Raw genomic sequence first — 18,398 nt, forward strand, 5'->3', positions numbered from 1 at the left:
TTGGGTAGCTGGCTACAAGAGCTATTCCGGTAGGTTATATGAACCGTCGGCATCGTGTGTTTCACGACCGGTTACCGGAGGGTTGAAGACGCAAACCATGCGCATCTCAACACCTTTGTTGGCGCTAAGAATATGCTGATCATGCTGATCCAACGCATAAACAGTTCCCTCACGAATCTCGTGAGTGATGCCGGTTGCCTTGTCGTATATCTGGCCTTCACCAGAAATGCAGTAGACGGCTTCCAGGTGGTTCTTATACCAAAGGTGCAGGTCTTCACCGACTTTGATAATGGTGTCGTGCAAAGAAAAGCCCATGCCGTCCTTGGCTAATAAAAGGCGGCGGCTATTCCATTGCGCGCTGTCGACATCGGCGTCGGTACCAATTACATCGTCGTATAGGTTTTTTACAATCATCTGAATTATCCTTTGTTGATCACTTTGTCGATGGCTTGTTCAAGGATGTCGAAACCTTCATTGATCAACTCTTCGCTGATAACCAGAGGTCCTAAGAACTTGATGACTTCTCCATCGGCACCGGCGGTTTCTATAACCAGGCCGTCTTCAAACGCTTGTGCACACACATGAGAGGTCAGTTCAGGTTGCTTGAACTCCGCACCCCAAATCATGCCGTGTCCGCGAATTTCACGAATCAGATAAGGATAGTTCAGCGCCAACTTTTCCATACGAGATTGAACCAGGTTCGACTTCGCTTTTAGCTGCTGACGGAAATCATCATTCGCCCAGAAGTTTTCAATCGCTTGGGTCGCTGCCACAAATGCTAGGTTGTTACCACGGAATGTCCCAGAGTGTTCACCTGGACTCCACTTATCTAATTGCGGTTTCATTAGTACCATTGACATCGGATGACCGCCACCGATAGATTTCGATAGGGTGATGATATCCGGCTGTATGCCGGCACGTTCGAAACTGAAGAAATCGCTTGAACGACCGTTACCAACTTGGATTTCATCGGCAATCATCAGAATGTCGAAATCGTCACAGATTTGACGCAGGTCTTTTAACCACTGTTCTCCAGCAACGTTAATCCCGCCTTCGGCCTGGATCGTTTCCAACACAATCGCCGCCGGCAGCTCGGTACCACTTGACGCATCTTCAAGGATCTTGCGTAAATAAGCGATGGTATCGACCTTGTCGCCTAGGTAGTTGTGGAAAGGTACCTGATAGGTATAGCCAGGAACACCGTAGTGTTCATCGTGATAGTAGCTGTTACCGGTAATACTTAAAGACCCCATCGACATACCGTGGAAACCGTTGGTAAATGACATTACCTGCTTACGGCCTTTCACCTTACGGGCGATTTTCAGTGCGGTTTCAATGGCGTTGGTTCCTGTTGGGCCAACAAACTGCAGAATATAGTCCATGTTGCGTGGCTTAAGGATGTTTTCAACAAACGCGTTGATAAAGTTACGCTTGGCAACGGTCGCCATATCCAAAGCGTGACCGATACCGTCATTTTGTAGATAGCTGATAATCGCATCGTTAATGATTGGGTTGTTGTGACCGTAGTTCAATGCACCGGCACCGGCAAAAAAGTCGACATAACGTTTGCCTTCTTCATCCCAGATCTCAGCCATTTTCGATTTTTCGAAAACGGTTGGAAAAGAGCGGATATAGCCACGTACTTCCGATTCATATTGGTTAAATAATTCTAAAGACATAATTGGGTTCTCCTAAAACTGAATTGAATTCAAGTTGTCGTTATTGGATTGTGAAATCGTGTAGAGCTGTTCAGCCTCATGCTGAGCGTTACCAAAGTGATTTGGCTCGATAAAATCTTCTACACGAATATCAAGCTCGTAGTTGGCGGCAAAACGCTTGAATAAAGATTGTGAAGCCAGATTTGTCGGGCTTATGGTGCAGCATAATTTGCCAACGCTTTGCTGCTCGCAGACATTTTTCAGCAGGGCTTTTAGCATTTTCTGGGCTAAGCCTTGGCCGCGCATGGATTCGGATACGGCAATTTGCCAGACAAACAACGAATCCTTGTCGTCAGGGCGCATATAGCCCGAGACAAAACCAACAATGCGCTGACCGACCTCGGCCACCAAGCAGGTATCTGCAAAATGGGTCGCTTGAAGCATATAGAGGTAGCTGGAATTCACGTCCAGTGGTGGGGAATCCATAATTAATTGGTGAATGGCAGCGCCATCCTCTAAATTGGGGGATCTAAAAACTACTTTAGAATTTTGGGGGTGAGTCTCCATAATAATCTAGATGTTCTTCTTGTTATTAGGTTGAAATTCAATCAATCGAATAACTCGTACAGCTGAGTTGGTTAAAGGGAGATTTTTGACGGATGCGAATAGCTGCCAGTTTCGTAATTGAAACAGCATAAAGCAACGCCAAACGATTGATTCCTCGGGACGTATCCTCTGGATTAGACTTGACCAACAGTGGCCTGAAAAAAGGGGGCGCCTAAACGCAAAACAAATTGTAGTGTCTACAATCAGATATAAGATAGCTGAACTTAATATTAATGGGTTCTTATTTAGGATAACAAATTGCAGGGGGAAATTGCAACCTTATGTGAAATGTAAGTTGCTGAATTTGTTCATTTTTGTGTTTTTTTGTCGCGCAAAGAGGCTATTAAGGCTTTGAATTGTGGGTGATTTCTCAATAGCATGCGACCCGCGGAAATAAGTTGTTCCACCTGTTCATTCGGTAGGCTCAGACTGGTAGGAATTTGATTGAACTGGTCACGAATCCGTGCGCTTGGCAGTTGTGAAAAGTTCAGCTGGATCAGATAGGGATCGATCGTTTGAGAGCTGGACAGTTGGTTTTTCCAGTTATTCAAACTTTGTGAAAACAGGGTGATGGTCGAACTGTTGTAGCGATGAATCTGGATGTCGTTGATGGTTTGTAATGTCTGTTTGATTGTGGGGGGCTGGTTGGTCATGCTGATGGTGTTTTGCGGCTGGGTGGCCGCATCAACAACAATGACCGCAATTTGCGCAGTGATGGCTTTATCGACGTGGCCTAAAAAAGCCTGCACGCCTCCAGAAAGCTCGATGACATCGTAGATTGCCCGTAAGCCAAGATTGTCGGTAATGCCGCCATCGACAATATGAAGGTAAGGTAAGTTGTCATTGAGGTAAGGGGTCAAGGTGTTGATGGTCTGCTGCAGCTCATAATTATGGTCAGCGGATGTTTGCTGCATTAAACGATTGGCAATGCCGATATCGCAAGGGCGGTAGTTCTTCAATACAATCGGGTTGAATACCAGTGGTACCGCGCTGGAAGCGGCAACCGCTTTGGCAATGGGAAAGTGGTTCAGCTTGGAGCAGATCAGATCAAAGTATTCTTGGGTGAAACTGATGCGTGCGCCGCTACTTAGGTCGGAAGCATTGATGAGAATCAGCGGGCTGTGAGAGTTTTGTAAATCGGCAAAACTGGCATAATTGAAAATTTCACGATTGTAATAATCAATTGCCATATCGGTTCGGCTTTTGCTGCTGAACCATTGGCTGACGCTGAGAGCACCGTCGATTAACTGGTTTTCAATGTCTTTATAGAGCATCGCCGATTTGAATTCGGTAAAGGTCTTTTTACCATGTAAGCCGTAATAAGCGGCGGTAAAGCTGCCGCCGGAAACGGAGCTGATAATATCGACTTCATCCAATAGGTTAATGGTTTGGTCGCCTATTGTTAATTGGGTGGCGTTAAGTTCTTCCAGTACACCATAGGACAAAGCGGCGGCTCGGGTGCCTCCGCCGGAAAAAGCGAGTAGCAGTGTCAGTTTGCCTTGCGGTTTGTTTTTTAATACCGATTCAATCGAATAGTCATTCCGAGTATCACTAAGCGCGGGCGGGTTGCTGATAGTGCCATAAGAAGAACATCCGCTAGATATAGCCATGGCAATGACTAAAGGTAATAAAAGCAGGCGTTGCAAATAATCGGTAGTCAGTGGTAGCAATCTGGCGGCGGTATTTAAGTTCATCTAATGTTCTTTGAAATTGAGTTGATAGCGATTTGTGTAGTGATAAGTAATATGACTATTAAAACCTATTTTGTTGAGCTGTCACAATGTTTTTCATTGCTGCGGGTTTTATCATTTCAGCGCTTAAATTATCACTTAATTCAAATGGTTAAATGGGATGTGTTTTAAGTAGGCGGATATTGTTTGTCTGGCTTTTTATAAAAAAATCCAAAATGTGCTTTATTTATTAACAAAACGGTCGTTACTTAGATTAGAGGTACTAAGTAGATGAGATCAAAACAACAGCCTATTACACCGGCGATTAAATACTTCTTTAAGCGTTTGGAAAAGCAGGCGCATCAGATTGAGCGTCAGGTTGCTTTGGAGCATGAAAGGAATCAGCCTGTTCCCTTCGATGAGGTAGAAAATTTCTTCCGTCAGATTATGACGCAGAATATTTTTATCTTTACCGTTGGTGTTAACGGCAAGCCGGAATCGACCATTCTTTCTAAAGCCATATTCAGTATGAATAAGGTTGTACGCGTTTTCTACAGTACCAGTTTGAATGATGATAATAATGGGTTTATCCGCATCCGCCCAATCAATTCAGAACAGCGTATTGTGGTCGAGCGTCTGCATGGCCATAGACCTGTACCTGAACTGCTCTACTCGAGTAAAGATCAATGCCATATCGTGCGCTTTATGGTGCGTTGGATGATGCGCCGCATTGATTGGAGCAAGACCAAGTTGGGTAACTTGGATCTCTATAAGCGTGTGCTTGAAGAAATGCATCTAGAGCTAGAGCGAAAATTGATGCTTATCGATGAAGGCGAAGAGGCCGAAGCGCTGCGTGAAGAGTATAGAAAGCACAGTAAGTTATTGAGTAAGAATCACATTAAAGCACCTCGTTAATTTTTTTTATTAGCGAGGTGTAAACGTTTTTAGGCAGGTTTAATGGTTACGGTTAACGGCTAAATCACTTAAAGCAAGCAGGGCCTGCTTTAATTTCGATTGTTCCAGAACCCTTAGTGCCTGTTTGGCTTTTTCCGCTTCTTGTTGCGCCAGCTTCTTGGTGTAATCGATTGCACCTGACGCCTGAATGATTTTGGTCACTTCTGTTAAAAGCTCAATTCCATCTTCTTCAATAGCGCGTCTGATAATCTCTTTTTCAGTATCGTTGCCATGTTGCAGTACATAGATCAATGGTAAGGTCGGCTTGCCTTCGGCCAAGTCGTCACCGATGTTTTTGCCTAACTCTTCTTCATTGGCGGTGTAGTCCAAAGCGTCATCAATCAATTGGAAGGCGGCGCCAAGATGTTTGCCATAAGTTATAAAGGCTTGTTCCAGTTCCGGTTTATCGGCAAGAATCGGCCCCATGTGAGTAGCCGCTTCAAATAGCTTGGCGGTTTTGCGGTGAATGACTTCCATGTAGCGCTGTTCAGTGGTGTCGGCATCGTGACAGTTTAGCAGTTGCAGTACTTCGCCCTCAGCGATGACATTGGTCGCCTCGGACATAACCTGCATAATCTTTAAAATGCCCGGTTCAACCATCATTTCAAATGAGCGGGAGTAGAGGAAGTCGCCAACCAGAACGCTGGCGGCATTGCCCCAAACTTCATTTGCGGTTTTATTGCCACGGCGAGTGTCCGATTCATCAACCACATCATCGTGTAATAAGGTTGAGGTATGGATAAACTCTATCACCGCGGCCATCAATTGATGGTCTTTACCTTGATAGCCGCAAGCGCGTGCACTGAGTAATACCAGCAAAGGACGCAAGCGTTTGCCGCCACTATTAATAATATAGTGGCCAATTTGATTGATCAGCACCACATCAGAGGACAAACGTTCTAGAATCAATTGGTCAACGGCTTTAATATCGTCTTGGATTAATTGTCGTATTTCGGCTAATGTCATAGAGTTTAGGCCTAATGGGCGCTTATTCGTTGAATTCAAAGCCGCTATTTTAGTATGAATAAGAGCATGACGCTAGCAAATCCCCTAAGTGATTATCCGATTTAATAAAAAGCCGTTAAAATAAGAGCGTTTTCTACTCTCAAGCAGCGCCATTATTGATGCGCAATTTATCGAGAGGATAAGTTGCCTTTAGTGCATAAATTATCTGTTATAGCCACTGCTAAAAGCACCTGATATATCAAATATTTAGTTGAGTAAGATGGTTGAAGGCAGATGTCTTGAAGCAATATCCGGAAAAACTGTAAATATTTCATTAAATTATTTTGACCTTACCTATAAAAGCCTATATAATTCCGCTTTCGCTAAATTAGCGGCTTATTAAAAAGATTTAAGATATCCGGGAGAATTGTAAATGTACGCAGTAATTAAAACCGGTGGTAAGCAGTATCGAGTTCAAGAAGGTCAAGTATTGCGCATCGAGTCTCTGAATGCAGAAGTTGGTGATGCAGTTGAATTTGACGAAGTATTGATGGTAGGTGAAGGCGCTGATGTTAAAGTTGGTACGCCTGTAGTTGAAGGTGCTAAAGTTTCTGCAACCGTTGAAGCAAACGGTCGTGGTAAAAAAGTAACCATCATCAAATTCCGTCGTCGTAAGAACAGATCGAAAACTAAGCAAGGCCACCGTCAAAACTACACTGAAGTGAAAATCGGTAAGATTTCAGCTTAATTTTTTGACAGTAATTTGAATCAAAAGCCGGGGTTACTTCTGAAGAGGGGGTAACACGGTAAACAAAAGGACTATACCATGGCTCATAAGAAGGCAGCAGGTAGTACTAAAAACGGTCGCGATTCTAATGCCAAACGACTAGGTGTGAAAGCATTTGGTGGTCAGCAAGTTTCAGCTGGAAGCATTATTGTTCGTCAACGTGGAACTAAGTTCCATGCGGGTGACAATGTAGGTCGCGGTAAGGATGACACTTTGTTTGCTAAGGCAGACGGTGCCGTTACCTTTGTTACTAAAGGTAAGCCAGTACGTACTTACGTAACAGTTGTAGCTGAATAATTCAGTTTTCCATACTGTTGAAAAACGCCCCGCTTCGTCGGGGCGTTTTTGTTTGTGAAATAAATAATTATCGATGCAGGTTGGCGGTAATTAACTTTTAAAATTTAGCTCTGATAAAATATTGGCAATTTCCGCTTGTCATTAGTAGGCAGGCAACACCAGGTAAAACTAAAGGATGTATTGATGCAATTTGTTGATGAAGCTGTTATTCACGTAGAAGCAGGGCGTGGTGGTAATGGTGTGGTGAGTTTCCGCCGCGAGAAATACATTCCTTTTGGTGGGCCAAACGGTGGTGACGGCGGTGACGGCGGTAGTGTTTATCTGCTTGCTGACCGTAACCTGAATACCTTGGTGGATTTCCGATATACCAAAAACTATCGAGCGCAAAACGGTCAAACCGGTATGGGACAGCAGAAAACCGGTGCCGCCGGAGATGATCTGGTGATTCCGGTTCCGGTCGGCACCACAGTGGTTGATATCGATTCTGATCAGGTGGTCGGTGATCTGCTTGAGCACGGTGAAAAGCTATTGGTTGCCGCAGGCGGACGTCATGGTTTGGGAAATATACACTTCAAGAGCAGTAAAAACCGAACTCCACGCCAATGTACTCCGGGAGAGCCTGGCGAAGAGTTGGATTTACGTCTTGAGCTTAAGGTGTTAGCCGATGTCGGTTTGTTGGGTTTGCCAAATGCCGGTAAATCGAGCTTGATTTCTGCGGTATCGGCGGCGCGTCCGAAGGTGGCTAATTATCCATTTACTACGCTATACCCTAATTTGGGCGTGGTCAGTGTGTCGCCGGAAACCAGTTTTGTGATCGCCGATATTCCAGGCTTGATAGAAGGTGCCGCGGAAGGCGCGGGGTTGGGTGTGCAGTTCTTGAAGCACCTTTCTCGTACCGGTCTACTCTTGCATGTGGTCGATATTGCACCAATGGACGAATCTGACCCGGTAGAATCGATTCGCGTCATTCAACAGGAGTTGCTTAAGTACAGTGAAGAACTAAGCGGCAAAGAGCGCTGGTTGGTATTGAACAAAACCGACTTATTGCTTGATGAAGAAGTCGAAGAATTGTGTAACCAAATTGTTGCCGATATTGATTGGCAAGGACCGGTTTATCAGATTTCTGCGGTGCAGCGTGCCGGTACCGATAAGTTGGTTAATGATATTGCCTATGCTCTGGAGCAGAATCGCCAAGCGGCATTAGAGCAGCAAGAACAAGAACAGCAGCAAGCGGCGATGAGCCAGCGTGCAACGGTTGAAGAAGATTTCGATTTTTAATTTTTTTGATTGAGGCAAGAATCAGGCATGCAACGCTCTGAGTTAAAAAATACCAAACGCTGGGTCGTTAAGATCGGCAGTGCTTTATTAACCAATGACGGCCAGGGTTTGAACAAGGAAGCACTGGCGCACTGGGTTGAACAGATTGTCGAGCTAAAGTCTCAAGGGGTCGAGGTGGTTATTGTCTCTTCCGGTTCGGTCGCTGAAGGCATGAAACGCTTGGGTTGGAGTACGCGTCCTAAAGTGTTGAACGAGTTGCAGGCGGCGGCATCTGTCGGTCAGATGGGGTTGATTCAGGCTTATGAGTCGAAGTTTGCCAAATACGATATTCATACTGCGCAGATACTTATGACTCATGACGACCTGTCTAATCGTAAACGTTATCTGAATGTTAAAGGTACGGTGGAAACGCTGCTGGAATATGGCGTTGTGCCGATTATCAATGAAAACGACACGGTTGTGACCGATGAAATCCGTTTTGGCGATAACGATACCTTGGCTGCCTTGACGGCTAATTTGATTTCTGCCGACGTGCTGGTTATTTTGACCGATCAGCAGGGGTTGTACGATGATAACCCACGAACGAATCCGCAAGCGCAATTGATTTCCGAAGCGCAAGTCAGCCGTAAAGATATTGAAGCGATGGCAAGCCCCGAAGGTGGGGCGCTCGGTAAGGGCGGTATGTATACCAAAGTAATGGCGGCCAAGCGTGCGGCACGTTCCGGTACGGCAACCATGATCGCTTCGGGTCGTGAAGCCGGTATTCTTACCAAGTTGTATAGTGGTCAGTCTTTTGGCACCTTGCTGGTTCCTGATTTGGAGCCGTTGAGTGCGCGTCGTCAATGGTTGGCCGGCCACTTGCAGGCAAAAGGTCAGTTGGTATTGGATGCCGGTGCGGTTAAGGTGCTTCAGGCATCAGGTAAGAGTTTATTGCCGATTGGAGTGAAAACACTCAACGGCGAATTTCAACGTGGTGAAATGGTGGTTTGTGTTGATGAGCAAGGTATGGAAATCGCTCGTGGTCTAGCCAATTATTCGGCGGTGGAGAGCTTGAAGATTATCGGTAAGCCGAGCAACCAGATTGAAGAGATTCTAGGCTTTGTGGAAGATGAATCACTGATTCATCGCGATAATCTCGTAGTAGGTTAAGTTCAATATTGCTTAAAAATACAGAAAAGGCGCTTTAAGCGCCTTTTTTATTGGATAAATTTAATGACACAAGCTTTGATTCAGTCCATTTTAATCAAGATGCGTTAATTGATTGGGTAGCTTGAATTGTTGTAGCTTGTCGCGTAACTCTTCAACCATTCTATTAAGCTCCTGCGAGCTTGCCGAAGTGTCATCGATCATCGCAGCGGTTTTTTGCGTTGAGGTATCAAATGTGGAGACCGCCTGATTGACTTGAAGAATGCCTTTTTCCTGTTCGTTAGAGGATTTGGCGATTTCTTCGATCATGCCGCCGACATTTTGAATCTCATTGATAATATCCGCCATTACGGTACTGGTGGTTTCCACCAGGTTGGTGCCTGACTCCACCTTGGTGTTAACCTCAGCGACCAGTTGTTTGATCTCCTTGGCGGCTTCGGCAGATTTTTGCGCAAGGTTTCTGACCTCGCCGGCGACCACCGCAAAACCACGCCCATGTTCGCCAGCACGTGCCGCTTCAACCGCGGCATTCAGTGCAAGTAGATTGGTCTGGAAAGCAATCGAGTCAATCAAATTGGTAATGCCATCGATTTTTACACTCACCTCTTTAATCGAATGCATTGCGGCGACACTCTGTTCGACAACCTGTGTATTCGATTGCGCTTTGTTTACCGTGCCGGTAGAACTGTCATTGACCTGCTTGGTAAAGTCGGCCGACTGTTTCAAGGAGCTGGTCATTTGTTCAAGTGATGCCGCGGTCTGTTCAACCGAGGCGGCATTGGCCTGGGTGATCTGGTTAACTTCTCGGTTGGCGCTCATGATATTGTTTGCCGTGGTGTTTACTTGGTCGGCGGTTTGCAGGATATCACTGACCAGCGAGGCGATATTGGCGGTCGCCTGATTCAAAGAGTCTTTGAAAATTTTTAATTCACCTTCCAGTTTTTGGTCTACATGGGCGGTCAAATCACCTTCACTTAATTGGCTGGCCGCGGTAATAAAGCTTTTCAAGCTGTGCTGGATATTCTGCATCATGCTGTTAATGCCATTACCAAGCTCCAGTAAGAAACCGTCTAGGTGGTCGGTATCCAAACGTTGGTCGAGTTTACCTTGAGAGGCTGCTGCAATGAGTTGCTTAACCTGTTGTTCAATAGCTAGTGTATGGGTGACGTTTTTCCATTCGGTGAAATAACCGATTAATTCTTGTTGTACATTATGAATCGCCTGGCTACTCAGCTCTATGGTCAGGCTGCCTATATGAATGGTTTGCTGAGTAGTTTGGCAGGAAATTTTCAATTGCTTGAAGATATCGGTTTCTTCAATTTTGCCATCGTTTTGCAAACCTTTGATCTTGCTCGCAAACTCGTTGCGGTTCGCATCGACCAATTGTTTCATCTGTTGGTTAACAAATACAACTTTCTCATCATTGTTGGCAATGATTACATTGGCTGAAGCATTGTCTAGCGCATCAACAATGAGCTTTGATTCATTAAGATGAGATTGCATTTCATCGCGTGATTGCTTGAGGGAGTCCTGCATGGCACTAAGTTCAAGCATTAAGGAACCGAATTCAGTTTTGCTACTACCCTGAATTTGGTTGCTTAGATTACCACTTGAAATCGAGTGGGCCAAGTTCTTGGCATCCTTGGTGTTGTTCAAAACAAGACGAATAATTAAAAATGAGACGGCAATGCTTAAGAGTAGGGCTATGACAACAGCTACTATAAGTTTAGCGGTAATTTCAGCGAATATGTCATCGACAACATCTATGGCGTTGAATACCTTACCGTCTGCCAGGTCTTTAACATGTTCAATAGTTTCCAATAGTTCTTCGCTAGCTGCCTGGTAATCCTTATAAGAGTTCTCTAGAGCTTTTAGTTTGCTAATTGCGTTATCAAAAGTCGAGACGTTTTGCTTGGTGCCATTCATTAAGGTCTCAGCAAAAGTCTGTCCTGCCAAGGCACCGCTTTGGATTTTGTAGTTATCCAGATCTTCTGTGATTGGTTGACCCTGGGTAATGCCTAATTCTTCTAGGATGGCGTTAATATCGGTTAAAGGTTCTTTAATTAGTGGCAAGTATTTGGCAAAATCCTTGGTGCGAAGCAGTGCTTGATAGTAGCCGCCGCGTGTTAGCATTAGAATGCGATATTCCATAATGCCGTCTGCCATTGTCCATGCTTTATTTAGCCCGCTGTTCCAACTTACCAAGCTGTCAGGTTGTTCAGCGAATACGTCGACATATCCATCACCCAATGCTTCGATTTCATCTAGGCTTTTTAATAGCACCTCATAAGTTTGGTGTCGTTGTATTTCACTTTCGGTAAATTGGCGATAATCCTCTTGAAGTTTTTCACTCGCTTGGCGAAAGTTTGCTCTTGCTAGGTTTAATTGTTCGATTGACTCGCTATTTATTTGTCCTGTATTAGACATTCTGTCAAGCGATTCCTTCTCTATGGCTAGGGCAGCTTCAAACTTTTCAAGCGCTTTGCTGTTATTGATATCATCGAGGTAGTTCTCCATCGACAGCATTTGTTTTTCTATCCCGATAGCTCCTTCCATAGCTCCATCTGCGGTATCCCAAGCCGGGCCGCTGATGTAATCGAGAATGCCCTTCAGTTCTTTGGTGCTTGAATAGCCCATTAAAGAGATAATAAGAATTAAAGCACTAATCAGGCTGAAGCTGGTTAGAAGAAGGTGGGATAGTTTGAAGCGTTTTAACATGGCGGCTCCTTTGAAAAGGTTTGTCATTCTTACTCACATTAAAACAATAGCTCTAAATGCAAGCTTTATCTAGTGATAACCATAAAAAAAACAATGTATTAGAGTTTTCTTATGTCGTTAGGTCAGACGGGGTTATAGCTGTTAACCCCTTTCAGGATGTTGCGATGGGTTTATTTTTTTGAATCAAAGGCTTGAAAACAAAATCTTTGGCCTTATCTAGTTGACATGCTTTTGCGAATGACTACAATTGTTAGCACTCTAAATATGAGAGTGCTAATTTTGTTAAAAATAGTTGTTTGTGCGGTGGAGAAATAAAGCACAGCAAGTATTTAAATTTGTACTTTTTGAAATTTTAAAATTCAGGAGACTTCAATGAATATTAAGCCTTTACAAGATCGCGTTGTAATCCGTCGCGTAGAAGAGAAAAAAGAATCAGCTGGCGGAATCTTGCTTCCTGGTTCTGCACAAGAACAGCAGAACATGGGTGAAGTGGTTGCCGTAGGTCCAGGTAAAGCATCTGATTCAGGTTCAATTATCGCTATGACTGTTAAGGTTGGCGATAAGGTGATGTTTGGTCAGTATTCTGGTCAAGAGGTGAAAGACGACAATGGTGAGCCTCTAATGATTATGCGTGAAGACGATATTATTGCGATCGTTGACTAATTCAGTGAATTGAATTAAATCAGAATCAAATCATTCAAAAGAATTAAAGAAAGGAAAATATTATGGGAGCTAAAGACGTTAAGTTTGGTTTAGACGCTCGTGAGAAAATGGTTGATGGTATCAACATTCTTGCTAATGCAGTTAAAGTGACACTAGGTCCAAAAGGACGTAACGTTGTTCTAGAAAAAACTTTTGGTGCGCCAACAGTGACTAAGGATGGTGTATCGGTTGCACGTGAGATCGAACTTGAAGACAAGTTTATGAATATGGGTGCGCAGATGGTTAAAGAAGTGTCATCTCAGACCAACGATGTGGCTGGTGACGGTACAACCACTGCGACAGTTCTAGCGCAAGCGATTGTTCGTGAAGGGATGAAATCGGTTGCAGCGGGTATGAATCCGATGGATTTGAACCGTGGTATTCATAAAGCGGTTGAAGCGGTTGTTGCAGAGCTTCAAGGTATGTCTGTTCCATGTAAAACTACTGAATCTATCGCTCAGGTTGGTACGATTTCAGCTAACTCTGATTCGGCAGTAGGCAAGATGATCGCCGAGGCGATGGAGCGCGTGTCAACTGAAGGTGTTATCACTGTTGAAGAAGGTTCTTCTTTGCAGGATGAGCTAGTCGTCGTTGAAGGTATGGAATTCGATCGTGGTTACCTATCACCATATTTCGTCAACAACCAGGACAAGATGGTTGCTGAATTGGAAAATCCATACATCCTGTTGCACGATAAGAAAATCTCAAATATCCGTGATTTGCTACCAACCCTGGAAGCGGTATCAAAAACAGGTCGTCCTCTATTGATTATTGCCGAAGACGTTGATGGTGAAGCTCTGGCGACGCTAGTTATCAACAATATGCGCGGTATCGTTAAGGTTGCGGCGGTTAAGGCTCCTGGTTTTGGTGAGCGTCGTAAAGCCATGCTGCAAGATATGGCCATCCTGACTGGTGGTACTGTTATTTCTGAAGAAGTGGGTCTGTCTCTAGATGCGATCACTTTAGATGTTCTTGGTGAAACCAAGTCGGCGGTTGTTGGTAAAGATACGACTAAACTAATCGACGGTAACGGTGCGAAAGAAGATATCGATGCTCGTTGCGCGCAAATCAAGGCGCAGCAAGATGCTTCTACTTCTGACTACGACAAGGAAAAACTGGGTGAGCGTTTAGCGAAGCTTGCCGGTGGTGTTGCCGTTATCAAGCTTGGTGCCGCCACTGAAATGGAAATGAAAGAGAAGAAGGATCGTGTTGACGATGCATTGCACGCAACGCGTGCCGCGGTTGAAGAAGGTATTGTGCCTGGTGGTGGTGTTGCGCTGGTTCGTGCTTCATCAAAAGTTACCGTTGAAGGGGATAACGATGATCAGAATGTAGGTATCCAAATTGCTTTGCGTTCGATGCAAGAGCCAATGCGTCAGATCGCTGCAAACTGTGGTCTTGAAGGTTCTGTGATTGTTAATAAGGTGCTTGAAGGTGAAGGTAACTTCGGTTTCGACGCCGCCAAAGAAGAATATGTCGATATGATCGAAGCCGGTATCATCGACCCTGCGAAAGTAACGCGTTCTGCAATTCAGAACGCTGCGTCGGTGGCCGGTCTGGTATTGACCACAGGTGCCGCAATTGCCGATTCTGACAGTGCTGATCCAGCAGCGGATGCGGCGGCACAAGGTTACACTCAGGGAATGGGTGGCATGATGTAATTCCAATTCTTTTATAAGTAATTGTGATTAGTAAAGACCCGCTTCGGCGGGTTTTTTATTTTTTTACCTTTTTATACCCTTGTCAACGCTTTGCGGGCTGGTTATTCTGGGTGGGCGTTTTACGGAATCTATAAGGAATAAGCCTTTTGTTTAAGTCCAGTTTCAAGTTGCGAGTATTTTTTGCTTTCACGCTCGTGATGCTGTTGGCAATCCTCTATGTGATTTCTTTACGTTATCAGACCGCAATCCAAGGTTTTGATCAACAACAGCAAATATTAATCGACAAGCAAGGCAGCTGGTTACCAATGAGTTGTCTGCTGAAATTGTCCGTATCCGTCAACAGATGCACGCCTTGTCAAAAAACGTCAATCTATTGGATAGTTTGAACAGGTTCAATATTGCCCGAAGCTTACGGAGAGGTATTTCAATGATTTGAAGCTGTTTTTTCCAGATGTTCAGGATTTCTTTTTAGTCAACCGTGACGGCGAACAATTCGGTAGTCCTTATTACATCGAACTGGGTTCAGCGTGCGTTGCGGATATCGGTCATGCTTTTGATGAGGCTGTGTCCGGAGGGCATTTTAGCTATAAACCGGTGTTGCACCCGCAGTTCGAACGCGTTCATTTTGACATGATGTTTCCAACCGACATTTTTGGCGATAATCTACTGTTTTTTGCCAGTTTCAACGCGGAAATCCTACGCCAAGTCTTGGTAAACCATAAGTTGTCGTCGCATACTTCATATCTGATTCGCCAGGACTCAAAATATCTGATCGAGCTTTATGAAAAGGCGGTGCGTGCCACAAACGATTTTAAAATCGGTTATTTCCTGAGTAACGAGTCTATTGCCAATATCGCCTATGATGCAATGGTACCAGGTACTGGTTGGCGTTTGGTTGTGGTGAAGGATTCCCAAGTCTATGATGCAGCAAGACGAGATTTTCAGCAGGTAGCGACTTTCCAAGCCGTGGTGGTAACGTTTTTATGGGTCATGGTCATGGCGCTGATTCTCCGCTACGTCACCATTCAGCAGCGTTTGCTGGGACGCTTGCATGCAGAGAGTCTGCGAGATGAGTTAACCGGATTGGGTAATCGGCGTGTACTGAAAACGGAATTGCCGAAAAGCATCGAACGCTATTAGCGCCGTGGGGCGTTTTCAGCCATGTTGTATATGGATCTGAATCATTCAAACCGGTAAATGATAACTATGGGCATGAAATCGGTGATGTGGTGCTTAAACAATTCAGCAACCGATTGATTGAGTTGTCTCGAGTTGAAGATATTCTGATCCGTTTGGGTGGGGATGAGTTTATTGTGATTTTGAATGAGCTTGGACACGACCAAGTCACTGCGGTAAAAAGTTTGCAAGCCGCTACGGCCCGTTATCAGGATAGATTGAATCAAAAATATCAGATAGAACAGTTGCAGTTGGATGTGCCGCCGAGTATAGGGAGTGTGATAATCGATGGCAGTGAACTGGATCCCGATACCCTTATCAAGCAAGCGGACCATATGATGTATGAAATCAAACAGCGCAATAAAGCTGCGCTAAGAGCGCGTTAAATAAATCCCTTTAGGTTCCAAGAATGAGGCTGTTGATGAGTTATAATGAGCCTATGTCTTATCCCGTTTTATATTCTTATCGACGCTGTCCCTATGCCATGAGAGCACGTTTGGCGATTTATTTTTCCGCCTTGCGAATCGAGCAGCGTGAAATCGTCTTTTGGGACAAGCCCGAGCCGATGTTGATCGCATCGCCAAAGGCTACCGTGCCGGTATTGGTGCTGCCGAATAATGATGTTATTGATGAGTCCCGAGACATTATGCTGTGGGCATTGCAAAGCGCCGGACGCAATGAATTTACCTTTGCCGATAACCCTATTCTCGCTAAAGAGGTCTCGGACTGGATTGATGTTTGCGATAATCAATTCAAACCGTGGCTGGATAAATACAAATATGCCGATCGTCATCCTGAGTTCAGTGCCGAATATTATCGTCAGCAAGGCTGTTTTTTGCTCGACAGAATCGAACAGAAGTTAGCTGCTTATCAATTGCCGCCAGAAGAGGTTGCCGGTTTAGTGAATAATCAAATGTCGATGGCCGATATGGCAACGGTGACCTTTATTCGCCAGTTCGCCAATGTCGACAAGGCGTGGTTTACTCAAACGGACTATCCATTTCTAAAAATGTGGCTGAACGGTTGGCTGAATTCTGAGGCATTTCAAGCGGTGATGAAAAACCGTCCGGTATGGCAGCAGGGGCATAACCCGCTTTGGGTCGATGAACCGGGGTTGCAGACCAAAAATCAATTCAGCGATAAAGCGCTGGCTTAAGTACGCATCGTGTTGAATAATCAAGGCTCCGTTTCGGTCTAGCGTTGGCTTAAATTTTTCAGTAGGCTTTTATTGCGTAACAGCATCAGTACACTGAAAATCAGTAGCATTAATAAGGGTTGAAATAGATCCGCTTTGACCAGCATGACATAATGAATGATGGCCAGTAGGGTGATCGGGTAAACCAGCTTATGCAAAGACTGCCAGCGTTGTCTCAAGCGACGCTGCCATGCTGCAGTCGAAGTCATGGCTAGCGGTATCAGTAGTATCAAGGCCAGCATGCCCATTAAGATAAACGGTCTTTCCAAAACGTCTTCCACTAGTAGCGGCAGTGACAGTTCCAAGTCAAAAAACCAATAGGCGAGTAGGTGAAGAACGGCGTAGCAGAATGCCGATAAACCGAGGACTCTGCGTGTTAAATGCATGGCAAGGAAGTTCGACCATCTTGGTCGCAGCAGGTTGTTGATGGGCGTGATGCTGAGGGTGGCGAGCAAAAAATACAGTGCCCAATCGCCAGTGGTGTGCTGTAGTGTTTCAACCGGGTTGGCGCCGAGATCAAAGTGATAGAAGCGCCAGCCCAAATCCAAAGCAGGAATGCTGCAGAGCAGGCTTAGTAATACAATTCGCCATAGGCTATTCATGTCAGCGCCGTATCCTTTGTTGTCTATAGGCTGTTGTGTTTATCATAACTAGAAATATTTCTTTAAGTCCATGCCTGTGTATAGCTGTGCGACCTGATCGGCATAACCGTTGAAGATCAATGTCGGTTTTCTAAAAAACGAGCCGAGTGGGCGCTCTTTTGCCTGTGACCAGCGCGGATGCGCGACATTCGGGTTTACGTTTGAATAAAAACCATACTCGGATGGGGTCGCTGCCATCCAGCTGCTCGTTGGTTGCTTTTCAACTAAGCGTATTTGCACAATCGATTTGCTGCTTTTAAAACCATATTTCCAAGGAACGACTAAGCGAATTGGTGCGCCATTTTGATTAGGCAGTTCTTTGCCATAGATGCCGGTAGCCATCAATGTTAAGGGGTGCATGGCCTCGTCCATGCGTAGCCCTTCACGGTAAGGCCAGTCCAAAACGCGGTATTCTTGTCCGGGTAGATTTTTCGGGTCATATATACTGACAAACTCAACATATTTGGCTTTGGAGGTTGGTTCAACCTGTTTAAGTAGTTTGGCGAGAGGAAAACCAATCCAAGGTACGACCATTGACCAGCCTTCAACGCAGCGAAAACGATAGATGCGTTCCTCCTGTGTAAATTGATACAGGTCATCCATATTAAATGTCTGCGGTTTGAGGCATTCGCCAGTAACTTCAACAGTCCAGCCATCGGTCTTTAATCTATCGGCGTAACGATATGGGTCAGACTTGTCTGTGCCCAGTTCATAGAAGTTATTATATTTGAGTGCGTGTTCCGGGTCGGTCAGTGCAAGATTGGCGGAGTACTGATTATTGCGAGTGAATTGTAATGCCCAAACAGGAGATGAGCTGGCGAATAATCCAACAGTCAGAGCGGACTTTATCAGTTGGCGACGATTGATGTATAGCGACTCGTCCGTCACCTGGTTTTCACTAAGTTTAGTGTTTGTTAAGTGCTTAAATGGCATCGATAGAATCTCAGTTATTAGTTAATTTAAT

Annotated in this window: 18 protein-coding genes; 10 read left to right on the plus strand and 8 right to left on the minus strand. The window is 44.9% G+C overall.

Translation table 11 applies throughout. From position 1 onward, the window contains the following. Positions 1-21 precede the first annotated feature (21 nt). From FE785_RS01760 to FE785_RS01775, 4 genes are all read right to left on the minus strand, one after another. Positions 22-414 carry an ectoine synthase gene (locus tag FE785_RS01760; RefSeq protein WP_138563815.1) on the minus strand — a complete coding sequence of 131 codons (393 nt, stop codon included), beginning with the start codon at positions 412-414 and terminating at the stop codon, positions 22-24. A gap of 5 nt (positions 415-419) precedes the next feature. Then, positions 420-1,679, minus strand: coding sequence for a diaminobutyrate--2-oxoglutarate transaminase (gene ectB, locus FE785_RS01765; protein WP_138563817.1), 1,260 nt, complete (start codon positions 1,677-1,679; stop codon positions 420-422). A gap of 12 nt (positions 1,680-1,691) precedes the next feature. Beyond that, the gene (gene ectA / locus FE785_RS01770; protein ID WP_138563819.1) at positions 1,692-2,225 is read right to left on the minus strand and encodes a diaminobutyrate acetyltransferase; all 534 of its coding nucleotides are present in this window, start codon (positions 2,223-2,225) and stop codon (positions 1,692-1,694) included. 347 nt (positions 2,226-2,572) lie between these two features. Then, complete coding sequence (locus FE785_RS01775) at positions 2,573-3,958, minus strand: patatin-like phospholipase family protein (RefSeq protein ID WP_138563821.1); 1,386 nt, start codon at positions 3,956-3,958, stop codon at positions 2,573-2,575. 267 nt (positions 3,959-4,225) lie between these two features. On the opposite strand from FE785_RS01775, the gene FE785_RS01780 reads away from it, so the two are divergent. Next, positions 4,226-4,849 carry a hypothetical protein gene (locus tag FE785_RS01780; protein ID WP_138563823.1) on the plus strand — a complete coding sequence of 208 codons (624 nt, stop codon included), beginning with the start codon at positions 4,226-4,228 and terminating at the stop codon, positions 4,847-4,849. Between the two features lie 39 nt (positions 4,850-4,888). On the opposite strand, the gene ispB is transcribed toward FE785_RS01780, so the two are convergent. Then, positions 4,889-5,854 carry an octaprenyl diphosphate synthase gene (gene ispB, locus FE785_RS01785; protein WP_138563825.1) on the minus strand — a complete coding sequence of 322 codons (966 nt, stop codon included), beginning with the start codon at positions 5,852-5,854 and terminating at the stop codon, positions 4,889-4,891. Positions 5,855-6,266: 412 nt separating this feature from the next. Here ispB and rplU point away from each other — a divergent pair, with 412 nt between their 5' ends. From rplU to proB, 4 genes are all read left to right on the plus strand, one after another. Beyond that, entirely contained in the window at positions 6,267-6,581 is a 315-nt protein-coding gene (gene rplU, locus FE785_RS01790; protein WP_138563827.1) for a 50S ribosomal protein L21, read from the plus strand. A gap of 78 nt (positions 6,582-6,659) precedes the next feature. Then, positions 6,660-6,917 (plus strand): 50S ribosomal protein L27, encoded by a 258-nt coding sequence (rpmA, locus tag FE785_RS01795; RefSeq protein WP_138563829.1) that lies wholly within the window; start codon positions 6,660-6,662, stop codon positions 6,915-6,917. A 183-nt stretch (positions 6,918-7,100) separates the two neighbouring features. Then, complete coding sequence (gene cgtA, locus FE785_RS01800; RefSeq protein ID WP_138563831.1) at positions 7,101-8,195, plus strand: Obg family GTPase CgtA; 1,095 nt, start codon at positions 7,101-7,103, stop codon at positions 8,193-8,195. 27 nt (positions 8,196-8,222) lie between these two features. Further along, complete coding sequence (proB, locus tag FE785_RS01805) at positions 8,223-9,344, plus strand: glutamate 5-kinase (protein ID WP_138563833.1); 1,122 nt, start codon at positions 8,223-8,225, stop codon at positions 9,342-9,344. A gap of 90 nt (positions 9,345-9,434) precedes the next feature. Here the strand turns inward: proB and FE785_RS01810 are convergent, their stop codons facing one another. Further along, on the minus strand, positions 9,435-12,059 hold the full coding sequence (locus FE785_RS01810; RefSeq protein ID WP_168188890.1) for a methyl-accepting chemotaxis protein: 2,625 nt from the start codon (positions 12,057-12,059) through the stop codon (positions 9,435-9,437). Between the two features lie 372 nt (positions 12,060-12,431). Between FE785_RS01810 and FE785_RS01815 the strand changes: the two genes are divergently transcribed. The 5 genes from FE785_RS01815 (at position 12,432) to FE785_RS01835 (ending at position 16,754) form a co-directional block, all read left to right on the plus strand. Then, a complete protein-coding gene (locus tag FE785_RS01815) occupies positions 12,432-12,722 on the plus strand; it encodes a co-chaperone GroES (RefSeq protein WP_138563837.1) in 291 nt (96 codons plus the stop codon). A gap of 62 nt (positions 12,723-12,784) precedes the next feature. Further along, positions 12,785-14,422, plus strand: a complete 1,638-nt coding sequence (gene groL / locus FE785_RS01820; RefSeq protein ID WP_138563839.1) for a chaperonin GroEL — start codon at positions 12,785-12,787, stop codon at positions 14,420-14,422. A gap of 432 nt (positions 14,423-14,854) precedes the next feature. Then, positions 14,855-15,562 carry a GGDEF domain-containing protein gene (locus FE785_RS01825; RefSeq protein WP_138563841.1) on the plus strand — a complete coding sequence of 236 codons (708 nt, stop codon included), beginning with the start codon at positions 14,855-14,857 and terminating at the stop codon, positions 15,560-15,562. Beyond that, positions 15,535-15,984: a GGDEF domain-containing protein gene (locus tag FE785_RS01830; protein WP_138563843.1), complete on the plus strand. Its 450-nt coding sequence runs from the start codon at positions 15,535-15,537 to the stop codon at positions 15,982-15,984. The genes FE785_RS01825 and FE785_RS01830 overlap by 28 nt, the downstream gene beginning before the upstream one ends. A 35-nt stretch (positions 15,985-16,019) precedes the next feature. Beyond that, entirely contained in the window at positions 16,020-16,754 is a 735-nt protein-coding gene (locus FE785_RS01835; RefSeq protein ID WP_238696308.1) for a glutathione S-transferase, read from the plus strand. A gap of 38 nt (positions 16,755-16,792) precedes the next feature. On the opposite strand, the gene FE785_RS01840 is transcribed toward FE785_RS01835, so the two are convergent. Further along, positions 16,793-17,395 carry a protein-methionine-sulfoxide reductase heme-binding subunit MsrQ gene (locus tag FE785_RS01840; RefSeq protein ID WP_138563845.1) on the minus strand — a complete coding sequence of 201 codons (603 nt, stop codon included), beginning with the start codon at positions 17,393-17,395 and terminating at the stop codon, positions 16,793-16,795. 48 nt (positions 17,396-17,443) lie between these two features. Next, positions 17,444-18,367: a protein-methionine-sulfoxide reductase catalytic subunit MsrP gene (msrP, locus tag FE785_RS01845; protein ID WP_138563847.1), complete on the minus strand. Its 924-nt coding sequence runs from the start codon at positions 18,365-18,367 to the stop codon at positions 17,444-17,446. Between the last annotated feature and the right edge of the window lie 31 nt (positions 18,368-18,398).

It is taken from the genome of Thiomicrorhabdus sediminis, from assembly GCF_005885815.1.
In the GTDB taxonomy this organism is placed as follows: Bacteria; Pseudomonadota; Gammaproteobacteria; order Thiomicrospirales; family Thiomicrospiraceae; genus Thiomicrorhabdus; species Thiomicrorhabdus sediminis.

Bases quoted from the DNA above. Each gene is read 5' to 3' on its own strand.
- rplU (WP_138563827.1), top strand. From the start codon at position 6,267: ATGTACGCAGTAATTAAAACCGGTGGTAAGCAGTATCGAGTTCAAGAA.
- FE785_RS01810 (WP_168188890.1), bottom strand. From the start codon at position 12,059: ATGTTAAAACGCTTCAAACTATCCCACCTTCTTCTAACCAGCTTCAGC.
- ispB (WP_138563825.1), bottom strand. From the start codon at position 5,854: ATGACATTAGCCGAAATACGACAATTAATCCAAGACGATATTAAAGCC.
- rpmA (WP_138563829.1), top strand. From the start codon at position 6,660: ATGGCTCATAAGAAGGCAGCAGGTAGTACTAAAAACGGTCGCGATTCT.
- FE785_RS01815 (WP_138563837.1), top strand. From the start codon at position 12,432: ATGAATATTAAGCCTTTACAAGATCGCGTTGTAATCCGTCGCGTAGAA.
- msrP (WP_138563847.1), bottom strand. From the start codon at position 18,367: ATGCCATTTAAGCACTTAACAAACACTAAACTTAGTGAAAACCAGGTG.
- FE785_RS01775 (WP_138563821.1), bottom strand. From the start codon at position 3,958: ATGAACTTAAATACCGCCGCCAGATTGCTACCACTGACTACCGATTAT.
- FE785_RS01760 (WP_138563815.1), bottom strand. From the start codon at position 414: ATGATTGTAAAAAACCTATACGACGATGTAATTGGTACCGACGCCGAT.
- FE785_RS01835 (WP_238696308.1), top strand. From the start codon at position 16,020: ATGAGTTATAATGAGCCTATGTCTTATCCCGTTTTATATTCTTATCGA.
- ectA (WP_138563819.1), bottom strand. From the start codon at position 2,225: ATGGAGACTCACCCCCAAAATTCTAAAGTAGTTTTTAGATCCCCCAAT.
- proB (WP_138563833.1), top strand. From the start codon at position 8,223: ATGCAACGCTCTGAGTTAAAAAATACCAAACGCTGGGTCGTTAAGATC.
- cgtA (WP_138563831.1), top strand. From the start codon at position 7,101: ATGCAATTTGTTGATGAAGCTGTTATTCACGTAGAAGCAGGGCGTGGT.
- FE785_RS01780 (WP_138563823.1), top strand. From the start codon at position 4,226: ATGAGATCAAAACAACAGCCTATTACACCGGCGATTAAATACTTCTTT.
- FE785_RS01840 (WP_138563845.1), bottom strand. From the start codon at position 17,395: ATGAATAGCCTATGGCGAATTGTATTACTAAGCCTGCTCTGCAGCATT.
- groL (WP_138563839.1), top strand. From the start codon at position 12,785: ATGGGAGCTAAAGACGTTAAGTTTGGTTTAGACGCTCGTGAGAAAATG.
- ectB (WP_138563817.1), bottom strand. From the start codon at position 1,679: ATGTCTTTAGAATTATTTAACCAATATGAATCGGAAGTACGTGGCTAT.